The organism is Pseudomonas sp. PONIH3, assembly GCF_002934345.1.
In the GTDB taxonomy this organism is placed as follows: Bacteria; Pseudomonadota; Gammaproteobacteria; order Pseudomonadales; family Pseudomonadaceae; genus Aquipseudomonas; species Aquipseudomonas soli.
On record NZ_CP026386.1, the window covers coordinates 5,454,174 to 5,470,661 of the forward strand.

The 16,488-nt window shown below is 62.7% G+C and carries 15 protein-coding genes and 6 tRNA genes; 15 read left to right on the forward strand and 6 right to left on the reverse strand.

The features are described 5' to 3' along the window. Positions 1–80 precede the first annotated feature (80 nt). The 9 genes from C3F42_RS25205 to mgtE all read left to right on the forward strand — a co-directional run bounded on the left by C3F42_RS25205 (position 81) and on the right by mgtE (position 4,343). Complete coding sequence (locus tag C3F42_RS25205; protein ID WP_104445046.1) at positions 81–1,316, forward strand: aspartate kinase; 1,236 nt, start codon at positions 81–83, stop codon at positions 1,314–1,316. Between the two features lie 168 nt (positions 1,317–1,484). Beyond that, a complete protein-coding gene (gene csrA / locus C3F42_RS25210) occupies positions 1,485–1,673 on the forward strand; it encodes a carbon storage regulator CsrA (RefSeq protein ID WP_003254503.1) in 189 nt (62 codons plus the stop codon). 72 nt (positions 1,674–1,745) lie between these two features. Beyond that, positions 1,746–1,836: transfer RNA gene (locus C3F42_RS25215), tRNA-Ser, on the forward strand. Between the two features lie 48 nt (positions 1,837–1,884). Next, positions 1,885–1,961 (forward strand) — tRNA-Arg (locus tag C3F42_RS25220). Between the two features lie 70 nt (positions 1,962–2,031). Continuing rightward, positions 2,032–2,108 (forward strand) — tRNA-Arg (locus C3F42_RS25225). A gap of 72 nt (positions 2,109–2,180) precedes the next feature. Continuing rightward, positions 2,181–2,257: transfer RNA gene (locus tag C3F42_RS25230), tRNA-Arg, on the forward strand. A gap of 73 nt (positions 2,258–2,330) precedes the next feature. Beyond that, positions 2,331–2,407 (forward strand) — tRNA-Arg (locus tag C3F42_RS25235). A gap of 115 nt (positions 2,408–2,522) precedes the next feature. Next, positions 2,523–2,732, forward strand: a complete 210-nt coding sequence (locus C3F42_RS29490) for a hypothetical protein (protein ID WP_158659592.1) — start codon at positions 2,523–2,525, stop codon at positions 2,730–2,732. 168 nt (positions 2,733–2,900) lie between these two features. After that, complete coding sequence (gene mgtE / locus C3F42_RS25240) at positions 2,901–4,343, forward strand: magnesium transporter (RefSeq protein WP_104445047.1); 1,443 nt, start codon at positions 2,901–2,903, stop codon at positions 4,341–4,343. Between the two features lie 121 nt (positions 4,344–4,464). On the opposite strand, the gene C3F42_RS25245 is transcribed toward mgtE, so the two are convergent. Continuing rightward, complete coding sequence (locus C3F42_RS25245; RefSeq protein WP_003254499.1) at positions 4,465–4,791, reverse strand: Arc family DNA-binding protein; 327 nt, start codon at positions 4,789–4,791, stop codon at positions 4,465–4,467. 346 nt (positions 4,792–5,137) lie between these two features. Here C3F42_RS25245 and phnN point away from each other — a divergent pair, with 346 nt between their 5' ends. Beyond that, on the forward strand, positions 5,138–5,761 hold the full coding sequence (phnN, locus tag C3F42_RS25255; RefSeq protein ID WP_104445049.1) for a phosphonate metabolism protein/1,5-bisphosphokinase (PRPP-forming) PhnN: 624 nt from the start codon (positions 5,138–5,140) through the stop codon (positions 5,759–5,761). A 73-nt stretch (positions 5,762–5,834) separates the two neighbouring features. Continuing rightward, positions 5,835–5,911: transfer RNA gene (locus tag C3F42_RS25260), tRNA-Arg, on the forward strand. 36 nt (positions 5,912–5,947) lie between these two features. Here the strand turns inward: C3F42_RS25260 and C3F42_RS25265 are convergent. Further along, positions 5,948–6,508: a hypothetical protein gene (locus tag C3F42_RS25265; protein WP_104445050.1), complete on the reverse strand. Its 561-nt coding sequence runs from the start codon at positions 6,506–6,508 to the stop codon at positions 5,948–5,950. Positions 6,509–6,728: 220 nt separating this feature from the next. On the opposite strand from C3F42_RS25265, the gene C3F42_RS25270 reads away from it, so the two are divergent. Continuing rightward, the gene (locus C3F42_RS25270; RefSeq protein WP_104445051.1) at positions 6,729–7,727 is read left to right on the forward strand and encodes a diguanylate cyclase domain-containing protein; all 999 of its coding nucleotides are present in this window, start codon (positions 6,729–6,731) and stop codon (positions 7,725–7,727) included. 181 nt (positions 7,728–7,908) lie between these two features. On the opposite strand, the gene lpdA is transcribed toward C3F42_RS25270, so the two are convergent. Genes lpdA through C3F42_RS25290 form a run of 4 tightly spaced genes read right to left on the reverse strand, consistent with a single transcriptional unit; the run spans position 7,909 to position 12,858 of the window. Beyond that, complete coding sequence (gene lpdA, locus C3F42_RS25275; RefSeq protein ID WP_104445052.1) at positions 7,909–9,288, reverse strand: dihydrolipoyl dehydrogenase; 1,380 nt, start codon at positions 9,286–9,288, stop codon at positions 7,909–7,911. A gap of 2 nt (positions 9,289–9,290) precedes the next feature. Further along, entirely contained in the window at positions 9,291–10,565 is a 1,275-nt protein-coding gene (locus tag C3F42_RS25280; RefSeq protein WP_104445053.1) for a dihydrolipoamide acetyltransferase family protein, read from the reverse strand. Then, a complete protein-coding gene (locus tag C3F42_RS25285; protein WP_104445054.1) occupies positions 10,566–11,624 on the reverse strand; it encodes an alpha-ketoacid dehydrogenase subunit beta in 1,059 nt (352 codons plus the stop codon). It lies immediately after the preceding gene. A 1-nt stretch (position 11,625) separates the two neighbouring features. After that, a complete protein-coding gene (locus tag C3F42_RS25290) occupies positions 11,626–12,858 on the reverse strand; it encodes a 3-methyl-2-oxobutanoate dehydrogenase (2-methylpropanoyl-transferring) subunit alpha (protein ID WP_104445055.1) in 1,233 nt (410 codons plus the stop codon). A gap of 198 nt (positions 12,859–13,056) precedes the next feature. Here C3F42_RS25290 and bkdR point away from each other — a divergent pair, with 198 nt between their 5' ends. The 3 genes from bkdR (at position 13,057) to C3F42_RS25305 (ending at position 16,487) form a co-directional block, all read left to right on the forward strand. Next, the gene (gene bkdR / locus C3F42_RS25295) at positions 13,057–13,545 is read left to right on the forward strand and encodes a Bkd operon transcriptional regulator BkdR (protein ID WP_028691050.1); all 489 of its coding nucleotides are present in this window, start codon (positions 13,057–13,059) and stop codon (positions 13,543–13,545) included. Positions 13,546–13,771: 226 nt separating this feature from the next. Next, positions 13,772–15,013: a glutamine synthetase family protein gene (locus C3F42_RS25300; protein WP_177410858.1), complete on the forward strand. Its 1,242-nt coding sequence runs from the start codon at positions 13,772–13,774 to the stop codon at positions 15,011–15,013. Between the two features lie 130 nt (positions 15,014–15,143). Continuing rightward, positions 15,144–16,487, forward strand: coding sequence for an MFS transporter (locus C3F42_RS25305; RefSeq protein ID WP_104445056.1), 1,344 nt, complete (start codon positions 15,144–15,146; stop codon positions 16,485–16,487). The last annotated feature ends 1 nt before the right edge of the window (position 16,488 follow it).

A 16,488-nucleotide genomic window follows, 5' to 3' on the forward strand; every position in this document is an offset into this window, starting at 1 on the left:
GAGGCGGCCGGCGGTCTAGTCGCCGGTCGTTTCATGTTGGATTGTTTTTTGGGGCCCTTTAGGGCTGAGGCACCTTTGAAATGGCGTTGATCGTACAGAAATTTGGCGGTACCTCTGTCGGTTCCATCGAGCGGATCGAGCAGGTTGCCGACAAGGTCAAGAAATTCCGCGAGCAAGGCACCGACCTGGTGGTCGTGCTGTCGGCGATGAGCGGGGAAACCAATCGCCTGATCGACCTGGCGAAGCAGATCACCGACAAGCCCGAACCCCGCGAGCTGGACGTGATCGTCTCGACCGGCGAGCAGGTCACCATCGCCCTGTTGTCCATGGCCCTGATGAAGCGTGGCGTGCCGGCGGTGTCCTACACCGGCAACCAGGTGCGCATCCTCACCGACAGCGCGCACAACAAGGCGCGCATCCTGCAGATCGACGACCAGAAGATCCGCGCCGACCTCAAGGCCGGGCGCGTGGTGGTGGTGGCTGGTTTCCAGGGGGTCGACGAGCACGGCAACATCACTACCCTCGGTCGTGGCGGTTCCGACACCACCGGCGTGGCCCTGGCGGCGGCCCTGAAGGCCGATGAGTGCCAGATCTACACCGATGTCGACGGCGTCTACACCACCGACCCGCGAGTCGTGCCCCAGGCCCAGCGTCTGGAGAAGATCACCTTCGAGGAAATGCTGGAAATGGCCAGCCTCGGCTCCAAGGTGCTGCAGATCCGCTCGGTGGAGTTCGCCGGCAAGTACAACGTCCCGCTGCGCGTGCTGCACAGTTTCAAGGAGGGTCCGGGTACCCTCATAACCATCGATGAAGAGGAATCCATGGAACAGCCGATCATTTCCGGTATCGCCTTCAACCGCGATGAGGCCAAGCTGACCATTCGTGGCGTCCCGGACACCCCAGGCGTTGCCTTCAAGATCCTCGGCCCGATCAGCGCCGCGAACATCGAAGTGGACATGATCGTGCAGAACGTCTCGCACGATAACACCACCGACTTCACCTTCACCGTGCACCGCAACGAGTACGAGAAGGCGCTGAGCGTGCTGGAAAACACCGCCCGCGAGATCGGCGCGCGTGAAGTGGTCGGCGATACCAAGATCGCCAAGGTATCGATCGTCGGCGTCGGCATGCGCTCCCACGCGGGCGTTGCCAGCCGCATGTTCGAGGCCCTGGCCAAGGAGAGCATCAACATCCAGATGATCTCCACCTCTGAGATCAAGGTCTCGGTGGTTATCGAAGAGAAGTACCTGGAGCTGGCCGTACGCGCGCTGCACACCGCGTTCGAGCTCGACGCTCCCGCCCGACAGGGTGAGTGACACGCTGCCTGGAGGGGCGCGGCTTGCCGCGCCCTTCGTGTTTCTGGCCGCTGATGGTGTCCCTGTCCAGGCGCCATTGGCGGGTTGACCTGGGCCCAGGCCGTCGTCCCCGGCCAGGCCCTGCTTTTAAAGACTGTTGTCCCTGAAGATTCATGTGAGGAGAAAACTATGCTGATTCTGACTCGTCGGTGCGCCGAGAGCCTGATCATTGGTGACGGTGAGATCACCGTGACGGTCCTGGGTGTCAAAGGCAACCAGGTGCGTATTGGCGTGAGCGCGCCTAAAGAAGTGGCCGTTCACCGCGAGGAAATCTACCTGCGGATCAAGAAAGAGAAGGACGAGGAGCCAAGCCTTTAATTTTTTTGAAGTTTTTTTCAAAAAAAGGGTTGCAAACGAGGAAGGGTGTGTTTAATATTCGCCTCGTGTTGCGGTGAGGTGGCCGAGTGGCCGAAGGCGCTCCCCTGCTAAGGGAGTATACCTCATAAGGGTATCGGGGGTTCGAATCCCCCCTTCACCGCCATTATTTGCCTAGAGCGCGTCAAGCGATCTGAATGGCACAGCAAGACACGGACTCATAGCTCAGCTGGATAGAGTACTCGGCTACGAACCGAGCGGTCGGAGGTTCGAATCCTCCTGAGTCCGCCATTTTTGAAGTGGCTTTGCCTGCAAGGCTGCTTCAATCAACCAGTGGTAACCTGGTCTAAAACTACCCCACGGACTCATAGCTCAGCTGGATAGAGTACTCGGCTACGAACCGAGCGGTCGCAGGTTCGAATCCTGCTGAGTCCGCCACTTTTGAAGTGGTTTTGCTTGCAAGGGCACTTCAACAAGCCAGTGGTAATCTGGCCTAAAACTACCAACCACGGACTCATAGCTCAGCTGGATAGAGTACTCGGCTACGAACCGAGCGGTCGCAGGTTCGAATCCTGCTGAGTCCGCCACTTTTTGAAGTGGCTCTGCTTGCAAAGACGCTTCAACAAGCCAGTGGTAATCTGGCCTAAAACTACCAACCACGGACTCATAGCTCAGCTGGATAGAGTACTCGGCTACGAACCGAGCGGTCGCAGGTTCGAATCCTGCTGAGTCCGCCATACATCAAGAAGCCCGCTCATTTGAGCGGGCTTTTTGTTTTTCTGGCGCACTGAATTGTCGCTGATGTGCATCTACGCTTTTCAGTAGGTCTCGCGATCTGCGGAGGAGCCGGCCTTGCCGGCGAACACCGGCGCAGCCGGTGCCCAGCCATCGCGTCGCCTGGTTCGCCAGCAAGGCTGGCTCCTACAGGTCGAGGTCAGTCGCGAATTGTTCGGGGCCCTGAAAGCGATGTGCTTTTTCCGCCCGACCCACCGTCGCACTGTTGGCTTCGAGCGTTGTCACAGCTTTAGCGCGCAAACGATTGTTCTGGCCAAAAAAATTTAAGCGATCCGACAGCTTGCACAGTGTATGATTGCGCCCGTCAGCCCCGCCGGGGCTTGTGGAATACCACCATGGACTTACCCAGTAGTTACTCGCTAACACGCTTCATACCGCAAGATCTGACCGATTGATTCTCCCGGCGTGCTCCGCTGCTGGGAGTGGAGTTCGCCTATGACCGAAATCGAAGTAAAGAAAACTCAAGACAGCCTGCAGGATCGCCTGGCCCAGGTGATCGAACTGCTGCAGCGCCAGCGCGTGGTCGAAGACCTGACGCACCGTCAGGAAGGTCATCATCATGACCTGGTGGAAAACCTCGTCCACCGCCAGAACCTGGTCGAGCTGCAGCGCAAGCTCGACGACCTGCACCCTGCCGACATTGCCTACATCCTCGAAGCCCTGCCACTGGACGATCGCCTGACGGTCTGGCAGTTGGTGCGCTCGGATCGTGACGGCGATATTCTGCTCGAAGTTTCCGACGCTGTTCGCCAGACCCTGATCGCCGACATGGACGATCACGAGCTGCTGGCCGCCGCCAAGGAAATGGACGCCGACGAACTCGCCGACCTGGCGCCGGAGCTGCCGCGCGACGTTGTTCATGAGTTGATGGAAAGCCTCGATGCGCAGCAGCGCGAGCGCGTGCGTTCGGCCCTGAGCTATGACGAGGAGCAGGTCGGTGCGCTGATGGACTTCGAGATGGTGACCATCCGTGAGGACGTCAGCCTCGAAGTGGTGTTGCGCTACCTGCGTCGACTCAAAGAATTGCCGGGGCATACCGACAAGCTGTTCGTGGTCGACTACGATGGCAAGCTCAAGGGCGTGCTGCCGATCAAGCGGTTGCTGGTCAACGACCCGGACAAGAAAGTCGCGGAGGTCATGGCCAATGACCCGGTGACTTTCCATCCCGAGGAAGATGCCTACGATGCCGCCCAGGCGTTCGAGCGTTACGACCTGGTTTCCGCGCCAGTGGTGGACAAGAGCGACCGCCTCATCGGCCGTTTGACCATCGACGAGATGGTCGACCTGATTCGTGAGGAGAGCGAAAGCGAAGTGCTCAACATGGCTGGTCTGCGCGAAGAGGAAGATATCTTCGCCTCGGTCTGGCGATCGCTGCGCAACCGTTGGGCCTGGCTGGCCATCAACCTGATCACCGCCTTCGTGGCATCGCGGGTAATCGGTCTGTTCGAAGGCTCCATCGAAAAGTTGGTCGCCCTGGCCGCGCTGATGCCGATCGTGGCGGGCATCGGTGGCAATTCGGGCAACCAGACCATCACCATGATCGTCCGTGCCATGGCCCTGGACCAGGTGTCGCCGGGCAATACCAGTCGCCTGATGCGCAAGGAGCTGGCGGTTTCGCTGCTCAATGGCCTGATCTGGGGTGGGGTGATCGGCGTCGTGGCGTTCTGGTTGTACGGCAGTTGGTCATTGGGCCTGGTGATGACCGCGGCGATGACCTTGAACCTACTGCTCGCCGCCTTGATGGGGGTGTTGATCCCGATGACCCTGACGCGCCTGGGGCGGGATCCGGCCATGGGCTCGAGCGTTATGATCACCGCCGTGACCGACAGTGGCGGGTTCTTTATCTTCCTCGGCCTGGCTACGCTGTTCCTGTTGTAGGAGCGACCCAAGGCCGCTCCTACAAAGAGCGTGCGTTACCCCGCCGTGCCCCCCGCAATCACCAGATGCAAAAAAGCCAGCTTGCGCTGGCTTTTTTGTGTGCGACTGTTGCGTGCCTGAGTCAGGAGGCGTCGGCCGCCATTTCCACATCGTGAGCGATGAGGGCGACCAGGGCATTCTGCTGGCGGTGAGACAGTTGACGGAAGCGCTGCAGCAGCTCGCGTTCATGCAGGCTGAGCTCTGGGCTGTCCAGGCGCATGCTCAGCTCGTCACCCAGCGCACCTTCCTGGATAAGGCTCTGTTCCAGGCGTGCGATGATCTCGGAGTTCATGCTGCGGTGATGGTTGCGCGCTACCTCGGCAATGCGCTCACGCATCCCGTCTGGCAGGCGAACGACGAACTTGTCAGCGGTGCGGCTCGAATAGATAGCCTGTTTCATTGGGCGCATATAAATTGACCGGTTGTTCTGGTTCAGGGGAAGCGGTTCTCAAATTGGCCGCACGGTGGAAGTACGACCGCGGCGACGACAAAATGTTCAACCGTGATGTGATTTTGGATGTTCATCTTGCCTCATGGTCGCCGTTTCCTTGGCGTCAATTCTGTGACAAATAGTGAGCCGGATAAAGGCTTTTTGCCAGTACCAATTATCAGAAATGAGCACTGGTTTGAAAAGTTTCACAGACATCCGTGTTCGGTAGTGTCAGACGTTTGTCGTCAAAATCTGGTAAAAGGCAACAAAAGCCACGGGAAAAGCTTACAATTTGCTGGTTTCCTTCACGTTGAGCATAGTGGCTATGCAATATGACGCAAGCAGTGGGGCGATCTCAAGGGCGCGTGTGATATTGCTCATAGGACCGTCTGGCTCGGGAAAAGATTCCCTGATAGACGCGGCGCGTGAGCCATTGCGCGCGTATGGGGTGGAAGTGGCCCGCAGGGTCATCACCCGCTCGGCCGAGGCCAAGGGCGAAGACGCCTACGGTGTGAGCGAGGCGCAGTTCCAGGCCATGCGCGAAGCCGGCGCGTTCGCCCTGGATTGGCAGGCCAATGGCTGGTGCTATGGCATTCCTATACAGATCGACAGTTGGCTTGATGCCGGCAAGTCGGTGCTGATCAACGGTTCCCGTGGTCACTTGGCCGCCGCCCGGCGCCGGTATCCCGACCTGCTGGCGGTGGGCCTGGCGGTATCGCCCGGGGTCTTGCGCGAGCGTTTGCTGGCCAGGGGGCGAGAAAGCCTGCAGGACATCGAGCAGCGACTGGCCCGCAATACCAGCCTGCAAGCCTATGATGCCGACGTCCATGTGCTCGACAATTCGGCTACATTGGCACAAGCGTTGCGCGCCTTGCTCTGCTTGCTGGGCGAGCAGGGGGTAATCCGCTCGAGCCTGGCGAAAAAACCGACATGCAATTTGCCCGATTGAGGCATGACAAACGGCGGCATGCTGGTTAACATGCTTGCCGTTGTGTCGTACAGCCTTCGCTGGCGGCTTGCATGTCTCAGTAGCTCAATTGGATAGAGCATCCCCCTCCTAAGGGGAAGGTTGCAGGTTCAAATCCTGCCTGGGACGCCATTCTCATTTCCCCCAGTGCAATCGCGCCGTCAATGTTCAAAGGTTGGCGGAATATCGCTGCTCGATGTCCTGAACAGTGGCTTTCTCTGGCTCGTCACCCACCAGGTTGGCAGCCTGCACGCGATGCTGTTCCTGTTCGATCTTGGCTTGGGTCTTCAACTCGGCTTCTTCCTGGACGCGCCGGGCGATCTTCTCGTCGATGCGCATTTTCCGCTCAGGTGGCAGCGCATCGTATTCCTCCGGCGTCAGGCCCAACTCCTGAAGCATCTTTTCCTTGATCTTCTGCGCCGGTGACTTGGCCATGTAGTCGTGAAATTCCTGCGCGGCGTCGGATGCCTTCTGCTTGCCGGCGCGGGTTTGCGAGGCCGTGTCGGTCTGCGGGTTGTCCAGCGAGACCCGCATCTTGGCAAAGGCCTCCTTGCGGTTATCCTCGGCGTGCTGTTGCGATGTGCCGCCTTGGCTGTGCTGCTGCGTCTGGGCCTTGCCGGTCGCGGTGATGGCTGGGAACCCGGGGGCGGGGTTGGTCACTGGTTCGTTGCCGTTGTGCTGGGGTTGTTGCACGGTTTGCCAATTCAGGCCGGTTGCGCCGACAAGCATGGTTTCCTCCATGGACTGCTACGTAGGACCCGGCGAAAGGGGCAAAAGCTGTGCCAGGGTGTAATCTGTCGTGAAATAGCCCCTTCGGGCTATTCCTGGCGCTATGCGCTCGGCATATGCTTGCCTGCAAGAGGCGCAGGCTTGCCGCCTGCGGCAATTGTCATGAATGTCGGCAGCACCGTAATCGGGGCGCAGTTGCTGGATACCAAGGAGAGCGTCCATGAGTCAGCCACCCCAACCGGTTCCGGCGGGCTTTACCGAGCAGCAGCTGCACACCCTGTTCGACCTGATCAGCGATGGTATCTGGGACTGGGATGCCAACAGCGGTTATGTCTACCGCAACCCGGGCTGGTACGCGATGCTGGGGTATGCCAGTCACTCCATGGCCAACTCGGTGCTGAGCTGGGAAAGCGTGATCCACCCGCAGGATTATCCACGGGTGATGGCGCACTTCGAGGCCTACATCAACCAGCGTAACGAGCGTTACCGCATCGAGTACCGCTGCCGCTGCCAGGACGGCAGCTACCTGTGGATCGAGGACAGCGGCCACATCATTGCCCGTAACGCCGATGGTTCGGTGGCCCGCATGCTGGGCGCGCACCGTAATATCGATGCCGGCAAGCGCCTGGTGGCGGGCCTGGAACAACGCAACCAGTCGCTGGAGACCCAGGTCGCCGAACGCACCCGCGAGCTGTCGTGGGTCAACCAGCAATTGCAGCGGCAGTTGGACGAGAACCGTGAACTTGCCGAACGCGATGCGCTGACCCGCACCGCCAACCGCTATTGCCTGGAAAAGACCTTGCAGCGCGAATGCGAGCGCGCCGCCCGCTTCCGTGAGCCGCTGGCGTTGATCGCCATGGACCTGGATGACTTCAAGCCGATCAATGATCGTCATGGTCATGCCCGGGGCGATGCTGCGTTGATCGAGGTAACCGAGCGCATCCGCACCTGTCTGCGGCCTCAGGACCTGCTGGCCCGGTGGGGCGGGGATGAGTTCGCGGTGGTGCTGCCGGGTGGCGGTCTTGACGAGGCCCGTGCGCTGGCCGTGGCTATTCGCCAGGCGATGGGGCCGATGGTGGCGATTGATGATTGCCAGCTGACCATGAGCTATGGCGTGGTGCAATGGCAGGAAGGCGACGACGCCGCGCGCTTGCTCGAACGCGCCGACCAGGCGTTGTACCGGGCCAAGGCCGATGGCAAGAACGCCATGGCTGAGTGACGCCATCAATGGCCCCGGCTATGCCGGTGTTCGCCGGCAAGGCCGGCTCCTACAATGTTTGTGGCATACCTCAGTCCTGTAGGAGCCAGCCTTGCTGGCGAAGCGGGCGACGCGCTGGATGATGATAAAAAAAGACCCGCGGCGCCGGGGGCGCAGCGGGCCAAATTACCGCTTCAGTGACTCAGATATGCAGTGCGTGCCCCAGGGCCCGTAGTGCTGCTTCCTGTACCGCCTCGCCGAGGGTCGGGTGCGCATGGATGGTGCCGGCGATGTCTTCCAGGCGCGCGCCCATCTCCAGTGATTGGGCGAAGGCGCTGGACAGCTCGGACACCGCCACCCCCACGGCCTGCCAGCCAAGGATCAGGTGGTTGTCGCGACGCGCCACCACCCGCACGAAGCCGGTTTTGGATTCCAGGCTCATGGCCCGGCCGTTGGCGGCGAAGGGGAACTGCGCGACGATGCAGTCCAGGCCCTGCTGGCTGGCCTGCTCCGGGGTCTTGCCGACGACCACGACCTCCGGGTCGGTGAAGCACACCGCAGCGATGGCGCTGGGTTCGAAGCGCCGGGATTTGCCGGCGATGACTTCGGCGACCATCTCGCCCTGGGCCATGGCCCGGTGCGCCAGCATCGGCTCGCCGGCCACGTCGCCGATGGCCCAGACATTGCGCATGCTGGTCTGGCAGCGCTCATCGATGGCAATGGCCGCGCCGTTCATCTGCAGGTCCAGGCTTTCCAGGCCGAAACCTTTGGTGCGTGGACGGCGGCCCACGGCAACCAATACCTGGTCGGCTTCCAGGCGCAGTTGACCGCCCTGGCCATCGCTGGCCAGCAGGCAGCCGTCGGCATAGCCTTCGACGCCATGGCCCAGGTACAAGGCGATGCCCAGTTTCTTGATCGACTCAGCCACCGGCGCGGTCAACTCGGCATCATAGGTCGGCAGGATGCGCTCGCGTGCTTCGACCACGCTGACCTTGGCACCGAGCTTGCGGTAGGCGATGCCCAGTTCCAGGCCGATGTAGCCGCCGCCGACCACCACCAGGTGCTGGGGCAGTGCCTTGGGTGCCAGGGCCTCGGTGGATGAGATGATCGGCCCACCGATCGGCAGCATCGGCAGTTCGACGCTGTTGGAACCAGTGGCCAGTAGCAGGTGTTCGCACTGGATGCGTTGGCCATCGACTTCGACGCTCTTGCCGTCGAGGATCTTCGCCCAGCCGTGGATCACCTTCACGCCATGTTTCTTCAGCAGCGCGGCGACGCCGCTGGTCAGGCGGTCGACGATGCCATCCTTCCACTCGACGCTGCGGCTGATGTCCAGGCGCGGCGAGGACACGCTGATGCCCAGCGGCGAAGGTTCGGTGTAGCGGCTGGCCTGGTGGAATTGCTCGGCCACATGGATCAGCGCCTTGGACGGAATGCAGCCGATGTTCAGGCAGGTGCCGCCCAGGGCCTGGCCTTCGACCAGCACGGTGGGGATGCCCAGTTGCCCGGCGCGGATGGCGGCCACATAGCCGCCGGGGCCGCCACCGATGATCAGCAGGGTGGTGTTGATGAGCTCTTGCATGATCACTCCACGAACAAGCAGGCGGGCTGTTCCAGCAGGCCGCGCACGGCCTGGATGAACAGTGCGGCATCCATGCCATCGACCACGCGGTGGTCGAACGAGCTGGACAGGTTCATCATCTTGCGCACGACGATCTGGCCGTCGATCACCATTGGCCGCTCGACCATGCGATTGACGCCGACGATCGCCACTTCCGGGGTGTTGACCACCGGTGTGCTGACGATGCCGCCAAGGGCGCCGAGGCTGGTGAGGGTGATGGTCGAGCCGGACAGTTCTTCACGGCTGGCCTTGTTGTTGCGCGCTGCGTGAGCAACACGGGCGATCTCACTGGCGTTGCTCCACAGGCTGCCGGCTTCGGCATGGCGCAGCACGGGTACCATCAGGCCGTTGTCACCCTGGGTGGCGATGCCGACGTGCACCGCGCCGTGGCGGGTGATGACCTGGGCTTCGTCGTCATAGGTGGCGTTGATCTGCGGGAAGTCGCGCAGGGCGACGACCATGGCGCGCACCAGGAACGGCAGCAGGGTCAGCTTACCGCGGCTATCACCATGCTTGGCGTTGAGCTGCTGGCGCAGGGCCTCGAGGGCAGTGACGTCGATTTCCTCGACGTAGCTGAAGTGGGCGACACGACGCTTGGCGTCCTGCATGCGCTGGGCGATCTTGCGGCGCAGGCCGATCACCGGCACCTGTTCGCTGTCGGTGCGTTTGCCGTAGCCGCCGGGTGCCTGCCCGGAACTGCTCTGCGGCTTGCTGATGAAGGCGTCGAGGTCTTCGTGCAGGATGCGCCCAGCCGGGCCGCTACCGTGCACGTAGCGCAGCTCGATACCGGCATCCAGGGCACGCTTGCGTACCGCCGGGGAGGCCAGTGGCTTGTCATGGGCCTCGCGCGGCACGATGGGCGCGGTTGCCTGGGTTGCGGCAACCTGCGGCTGGGGCTCGACGCGTGGCTCGGGGCGGGCCGCGGCCTGCACCGCTGCAGGTGCGGGTGCAGGCTCGGCCGGCTTGGCCTGAGGCGTGTCGACATGGTTGCCGCTGCCTTCGACCTCAATGCGGATCAGCTCGCTGCCGACCGCCATCACTTCACCTGGCTGGCCGCCCAGGGCCAGCACCTTGCCGCTGACCGGCGAAGGGATTTCCACGGTGGCCTTGTCGGTCATGACATCGGCCACCACCTGGTCCTCGGCGATCAGGTCGCCGACCTTGACGAACCATTCCACCAACTCGACCTGCGCGATGCCTTCGCCAATGTCCGGCATCTTGATGACGTGCGTGCCCATTCAGACCTCCATGACCCGTTTCAGTGCCGCGCCTACCCGCGAAGGGCCTGGGAAATACGCCCATTCCTGTGCGTGGGGGTAGGGGGTATCCCAGCCGGTGACGCGCTCGATCGGCGCTTCGAGGTGATGGAAGCAGTGCTCCTGGACCAGCGATACCAGCTCCGCGCCGAAGCCGCAGGTGCGGGTGGCTTCGTGCACGACCACGCAGCGGCCGGTTTTCTTCACCGACGCGACGATGGTCTCCAGGTCCAGCGGCCACAGGCTGCGCAGGTCGATGACCTCGGCGTCGACGCCGCTCTCTTCGGCCGCCACTTGCGATACATACACGGTGGTGCCATAGGTCAGCACGGTGACGTCGTTGCCCGGGCGGGTGATCGCCGCCTTGTCCAGCGGCACGTTGTAGTAGCCGTCCGGCACCGCGCTGTGTGGGTGCTTGGACCACGGCGTCACCGGGCGGTCGTGATGGCCGTCGAACGGGCCGTTGTACAGGCGCTTGGGCTCGAGGAAGATCACCGGATCGTCGCATTCGATCGAGGCGATCAGCAGGCCCTTGGCGTCGTAGGGGTTCGATGGCATCACGGTGCGCAGGCCGCAGACCTGGGTGAACATCGCCTCGGGGCTCTGGCTGTGGGTCTGGCCGCCGTAGATGCCGCCGCCGCAAGGCATGCGCAAGGTCAGCGGCGAGATGAACTCGCCGGCCGAGCGATAGCGCAGGCGGGCCATCTCCGAGACGATCTGGTCGGAGGCGGGGTAGAAGTAGTCGGCGAACTGGATCTCGACCACCGGGCGCAGGCCGTAGGCGCCCATGCCCACGGCGGTGCCGACGATGCCGCTTTCGGAGATCGGCGCGTCGAACACGCGAGATTTGCCGTACTTGGTTTGCAGGCCTTCGGTGCAGCGGAACACGCCGCCGAAGTAACCAACGTCCTGGCCATAGACCACCACGTTGTCATCGCGCTCGAGCATGACATCCATGGCCGAGCGCAGGGCCTGGATCATGGTCATGGTGGTGGTCGACATGGCGTTTTCCAGATGGATGCTATTGTTGTGATCGTTCATCTCAGACCCCCAGTTCCTGGCGCTGACGGCGCAGGTGATCGGGCATTTCCTTGTACACATCCTCGAACATCGAGGCGGCGCTGGGGATATGGCCGTTGCTCAGGGTACCGAACTGCTCGGCGTCCTTCTGCGCCTTGATTACCTCGGCCTCGAGCTCGGCGCTGACCGCCTGGTGCTCGTCCTCGGACCAATGGCCGGCCTTGATCAGGTGCTGCTTGAGACGGGCGATCGGGTCGCCCAGCGGGAAGTGGCTCCAGTCGTCGGCAGGGCGGTACTTGGACGGGTCGTCCGAAGTGGAGTGTGGGCCGGCGCGGTAGGTGACCCATTCGATCAGCGTCGGGCCAAGGCCGCGGCGGGCGCGTTCGGCGGCCCAGCGCGAGGCGGCGTAGACCGCGATGAAATCGTTACCGTCAACCCGCAGCGAGGCGATGCCGCAGCCCACGCCACGGCCGGCGAAGGTGGTCGACTCGCCCCCGGCGATGGCCTGGAAGGTGGAGATCGCCCATTGGTTGTTGACCACGTTGAGGATCACCGGGGCGCGGTAGACATGGGCGAAGGTCAGCGCGGTGTGGAAGTCGGACTCGGCGGTGGCGCCATCGCCGATCCAGGCCGAGGCGATTTTCGTGTCGCCCTTGATCGCCGAGGCCATGGCCCAGCCGACCGCCTGGACGAATTGGGTGGCGAGGTTGCCGCTGATAGTGAAGAAGCCGGCTTCGCGCACCGAGTACATGATCGGCAACTGGCGGCCCTTGAGCGGGTCGCGGGTGTTGGACAGCAGCTGGCAGATCATCTCCACCAGCGACACGTCGCGGGCCATGAGGATGCTCTGCTGGCGGTAGGTGGGGAAGCACATGTCGCTGCGGTTCAGGGCCAGGGCCTGACCGCTGCCGATGGCTTCCTCGCCCAGGCTCTGCATGTAGAAGGACATCTTCTTCTGGCGCTGGGCGACTACCATGCGGCTGTCGAAGATGCGCGTCTTGAGCATGGCGCGCATGCCCTGGCGCAGCACCTGCGGATCGATGCCCTCGGCCCAGGGGCCAACGGCGTCGCCGTGTTCGTTGAGCACACGCACGAGGCTGTAGGAGAGGTCCGCGGTATCGGCGGGTTCGACATCGATGGGCGGTTTACGCACAGAACCGGCGTCGTTCAGGCGCAGGTAGGAGAAATCGGTCTGGCAGCCTGGCCGGCCTGTAGGCTCGGGCACATGCAGACGCAGGGGGGCGTACTCGTTCATTGCTTTTTACGCTCGCTCGAATGTTGTTTTTGTGAGCTTTGAAGCGGTCGCCGCTGAGTACCGGCTCGTGACTGGCAAGTCAGCGTCTTTTACATCATAGGGGGATGGCCGGAGAATTTTTCTCTCAAGTTCGTTGCCTTTGCCGAGCGAGGAAGATAAACATTCCGCACAAACACAAAAACCAGGTGAATTTGTCTCATGCGTAAGTTGGATCGTACGGATATCGGCATTCTCAACAGCCTGCAGGAAAACGCCCGCATCACCAACGCGGAGCTGGCACGCTCGGTCAACCTGTCGCCCACGCCGTGCTTCAACCGGGTCAAGGCCATGGAGGAGCTGGGGGTGATTCGTCAGCAGGTCACCTTGTTGTCGCCCGAGGCATTGGGGCTGGACGTCAATGTGTTCATCCATGTCAGCCTGGAGAAGCAGGTGGAGCAGTCGCTGCATCGCTTCGAGGAGGAGATCGCCGAGCGCCCGGAAGTGATGGAGTGCTACCTGATGACGGGCGACCCGGATTACCTGCTGCGGGTGTTGCTGCCGAGCATCCAGGCGCTGGAGCGGTTTCTCGATTACCTGACGCGGTTGCCGGGGGTGGCCAATATTCGCTCCAGCTTTGCCTTGAAACAGGTGCGTTACAAGACCGCGTTGCCGCTGCCGGCCAATGGTATGACCTTGCGCGAGCAGTGAAGGGGGAGCGCCGGCAAGCCGGCTCCTACAGGTAAAGGGCGGGTGCTTGATATTTTAAACACCCCAGGCCTATGTTGTGTTCATCGCCACTCCGGCATGCCAGCACAACAACAAGGACAGCGTCATGACGACCGCAGGCCCGCATCACCAGGCACAACAGCTGCAGGGCATCGATGAAATCGAATGCGTCACCCCCGACCTCAACGGCGTCGCCCGCGGCAAGGTGATGACTGCCGAGGGCTTCCTCGAAGGCCGGCGCTTGCAGATGGCGCGCGGGGTGTTGCTGCAATGCATCATGGGGGGGTATCCGCCGGCGAAGTTCTACGGCAGCGACGATGGCGACCTGGCGCTGGTGGCTGACCCGGCGCAGATTCACCGCCTGCCCTGGAGCGACGAGCCCCGTGCCCTGGCCATTTGCGACGCGGTCGAGCTCGATGGCAGGCCGTCGGGGTTGTCCAGTCGCGGCCAGTTGAAGGCGGTAATCGCCCGCTATGCCGAACGCGGCCTGGCGCCGGTGGTGGCCACCGAACTGGAGTTCTTCGTCTTTGCGCCCAACGCCGACCCGACCCAGCCGTTCTTGCCTCCCCAGGGCAAGGATGGGCGTCGGGAAATGGGCCATTCGGCGTTCAGCGTCAGTTCCAACAACGGCCTGCGCCCGTTCTTCCATGAGGTGTACCGCTGCATGGCGGCGCTGGGCCTGCCGCGCGACACTTTCATGCACGAGATGGGCGTCAGCCAGTTCGAGATCAACCTGCTGCACGGCGACCCGCTACTGTTGGCCGACCAGACCTTCCTGTTCAAGCACTTGCTCAAGGAGGTCGCGCTCAAGCATGGCCTGACCGTGGTGTGCATGGCCAAGCCCCTGGCGCGCACCCCCGGCAGCTCGATGCATATTCACCAGAGCCTGGTCGACAGCGCCAGCGGGCGTAACCTGTTCAGCGACGAACACGGCGCCCCGACCGATACCTTCCACCATTTCATCGGTGGCTTGCAGGCTTGCCTGGCCGACTTCACCGTGCTGTTCGCGCCCAACGTCAATTCCTACCAGCGTTTGTGCCATCCATACGCCTCGCCGAACAACGCCTGCTGGTCAGAGGACAACCGCGCCGCCGGCTTGCGTATCCCCGCCAGCGCGCCGGTGGCGCGGCGGGTGGAGAACCGCTTGCCGGGCGCCGATGCCAACCCCTACCTGGCGATCGCCGCGAGCCTGGCTGCCGGCCTGCATGGCATCGAGCGGCAGATCGTGCCGGCCGCCGCCATCCAGGGCGAGTTCGAGGTGCCTGAGCACCTGAGCCTGCCCTGCACCCTGCATGCGGCCCTGCAGCGCCTCAAGCACAGTGCCCTGGCCCGGGAACTGTTCGGCCATGAGTTCATCGAAGGCTACATCGCCACCAAGACCCTCGAGCTGAGCGACTTCCTCGACGAGATCACGCCGTGGGAGCGGCGCGTACTGGCGGCGCAGGCCTGAGCGCGACACTACCTGTAGCGGGCGCGCCGTCGGCGGCGCATTTCGCGGTTTGGGGCCTGCGCGTTGGATGATTTGCTCTTATGCTAGCTCTGCACCCCACGCCACCTGACGAAGGAGCCCGACGGGACGTATGCGCAATATCTGGAAGCCGTTTCAGTCGCTGTATTTCGCTGCCTTGATGATGTTGATCGGCTCAGGCTTGCTCAGTACCTACCTGGCATTGCGCCTGGCTGCCGAGCATGTCGACAGCCTGTGGGTCGGTGCGCTGATGGCCGCCAACTATTTCGGCCTGGCCCTGGGCGGCAAGATTGGCCACCGGTTGATTGGCAGGGTGGGGCACATCAGGGCTTACGCGACCTGTGCCGGCATCGTCGGCGCGGCGGTGCTCGGCCATGGCTTGACCAGTTGGCTGCCGGCCTGGGTCGGGCTGCGGATGATCGTTGGCCTGGGCATGATGTGCCAATACATGGTCATCGAAAGCTGGCTCAACGAACAGGCCGATGCCAAGCACCGCGGGGCGGTGTTCAGCGGTTACATGATCGCGTCCTACCTGGGCCTGGTACTCGGCCAATTGATCCTGGTGGTGCACCCGCAGTTGGGGCCGGAGCTGCTGATGCTGGTGGCCATGTGCTTCGCCTTGTGCCTGGTGCCGGTGGCCATGACCCGGCGTATTCACCCCGCGCCCTTGCGGCCGGCGCCGATGGAGCCGAAGTTCTTCATCAAGCGGGTGCCGCAGTCATTGTCCACGGTGTTGGGTTCGGGTTTGATCGTCGGCTCCTTCTATGGCCTGGCGCCGCTGTACGCGGCCAACCAGGGGCTGTCCACCGAGCAGGTCGGCTTGTTCATGGGCAGCTGTATTTTCGCCGGCTTGGTGGTGCAATGGCCGTTGGGTTGGCTCTCCGACCGCTACGATCGCGCGGTGCTGATCCGCAGCGTGGCAAGTGGCCTGGCGCTGGCGTCGGCGCCCTTGGCCATCCTGCCGAGCGTGCCGCTGGCGCTGCTGTTCGGCATCGGCTTTGTCATTTCGTTATTGCAGTTTTGCCTGTATCCGTTGGCGGTGGCGTTCTCCAATGACCATGTGGAGAGCGAACGGCGGGTGTCGCTGACGGCCATGCTGTTGGTGACCTACGGCGTTGGCGCCTGCATCGGGCCATTGGCTGCCGGGGTACTGATGAAGCTGTTCGGCGCGCAAATGCTGTATGCCTTCTTCCTGTTTTTCGCGCTGGTACTGGTCTGGCGAATCCGGCCGAAAGCGGTGACCGGCTTGCACCAGGTCCAGGATGCCCCGCTCGGCCACGTGGCGATGCCGGCGGCGGGCTCGCCGTTGTCGGCGGCGCTCGATCCGCGAGTCGATGAGCAAACGGTGCAGGAGGTGATGCAGGCGCCGGTGGCGGCGGAAGATACCGAGGATGAGGACAAGGGCGCTTGCGCAACGGCGGCTGAGGCCGAGCAGGGTGCATTCCCGAAACTGTAGG

Coding starts and splice junctions, on each gene's coding strand:
- phnN (WP_104445049.1), top strand. CDS start 5,138: ATGCAATATGACGCAAGCAGTGGGGCGATCTCAAGGGCGCGTGTGATA.
- C3F42_RS25285 (WP_104445054.1), bottom strand. CDS start 11,624: ATGAACGATCACAACAATAGCATCCATCTGGAAAACGCCATGTCGACC.
- C3F42_RS25265 (WP_104445050.1), bottom strand. CDS start 6,508: ATGCTTGTCGGCGCAACCGGCCTGAATTGGCAAACCGTGCAACAACCC.
- C3F42_RS25270 (WP_104445051.1), top strand. CDS start 6,729: ATGAGTCAGCCACCCCAACCGGTTCCGGCGGGCTTTACCGAGCAGCAG.
- C3F42_RS25290 (WP_104445055.1), bottom strand. CDS start 12,858: ATGAACGAGTACGCCCCCCTGCGTCTGCATGTGCCCGAGCCTACAGGC.
- bkdR (WP_028691050.1), top strand. CDS start 13,057: ATGCGTAAGTTGGATCGTACGGATATCGGCATTCTCAACAGCCTGCAG.
- C3F42_RS25205 (WP_104445046.1), top strand. CDS start 81: ATGGCGTTGATCGTACAGAAATTTGGCGGTACCTCTGTCGGTTCCATC.
- C3F42_RS25245 (WP_003254499.1), bottom strand. CDS start 4,791: ATGCGCCCAATGAAACAGGCTATCTATTCGAGCCGCACCGCTGACAAG.
- csrA (WP_003254503.1), top strand. CDS start 1,485: ATGCTGATTCTGACTCGTCGGTGCGCCGAGAGCCTGATCATTGGTGAC.
- mgtE (WP_104445047.1), top strand. CDS start 2,901: ATGACCGAAATCGAAGTAAAGAAAACTCAAGACAGCCTGCAGGATCGC.
- C3F42_RS25300 (WP_177410858.1), top strand. CDS start 13,772: ATGACTGCCGAGGGCTTCCTCGAAGGCCGGCGCTTGCAGATGGCGCGC.
- C3F42_RS25280 (WP_104445053.1), bottom strand. CDS start 10,565: ATGGGCACGCACGTCATCAAGATGCCGGACATTGGCGAAGGCATCGCG.
- C3F42_RS25305 (WP_104445056.1), top strand. CDS start 15,144: ATGCGCAATATCTGGAAGCCGTTTCAGTCGCTGTATTTCGCTGCCTTG.
- lpdA (WP_104445052.1), bottom strand. CDS start 9,288: ATGCAAGAGCTCATCAACACCACCCTGCTGATCATCGGTGGCGGCCCC.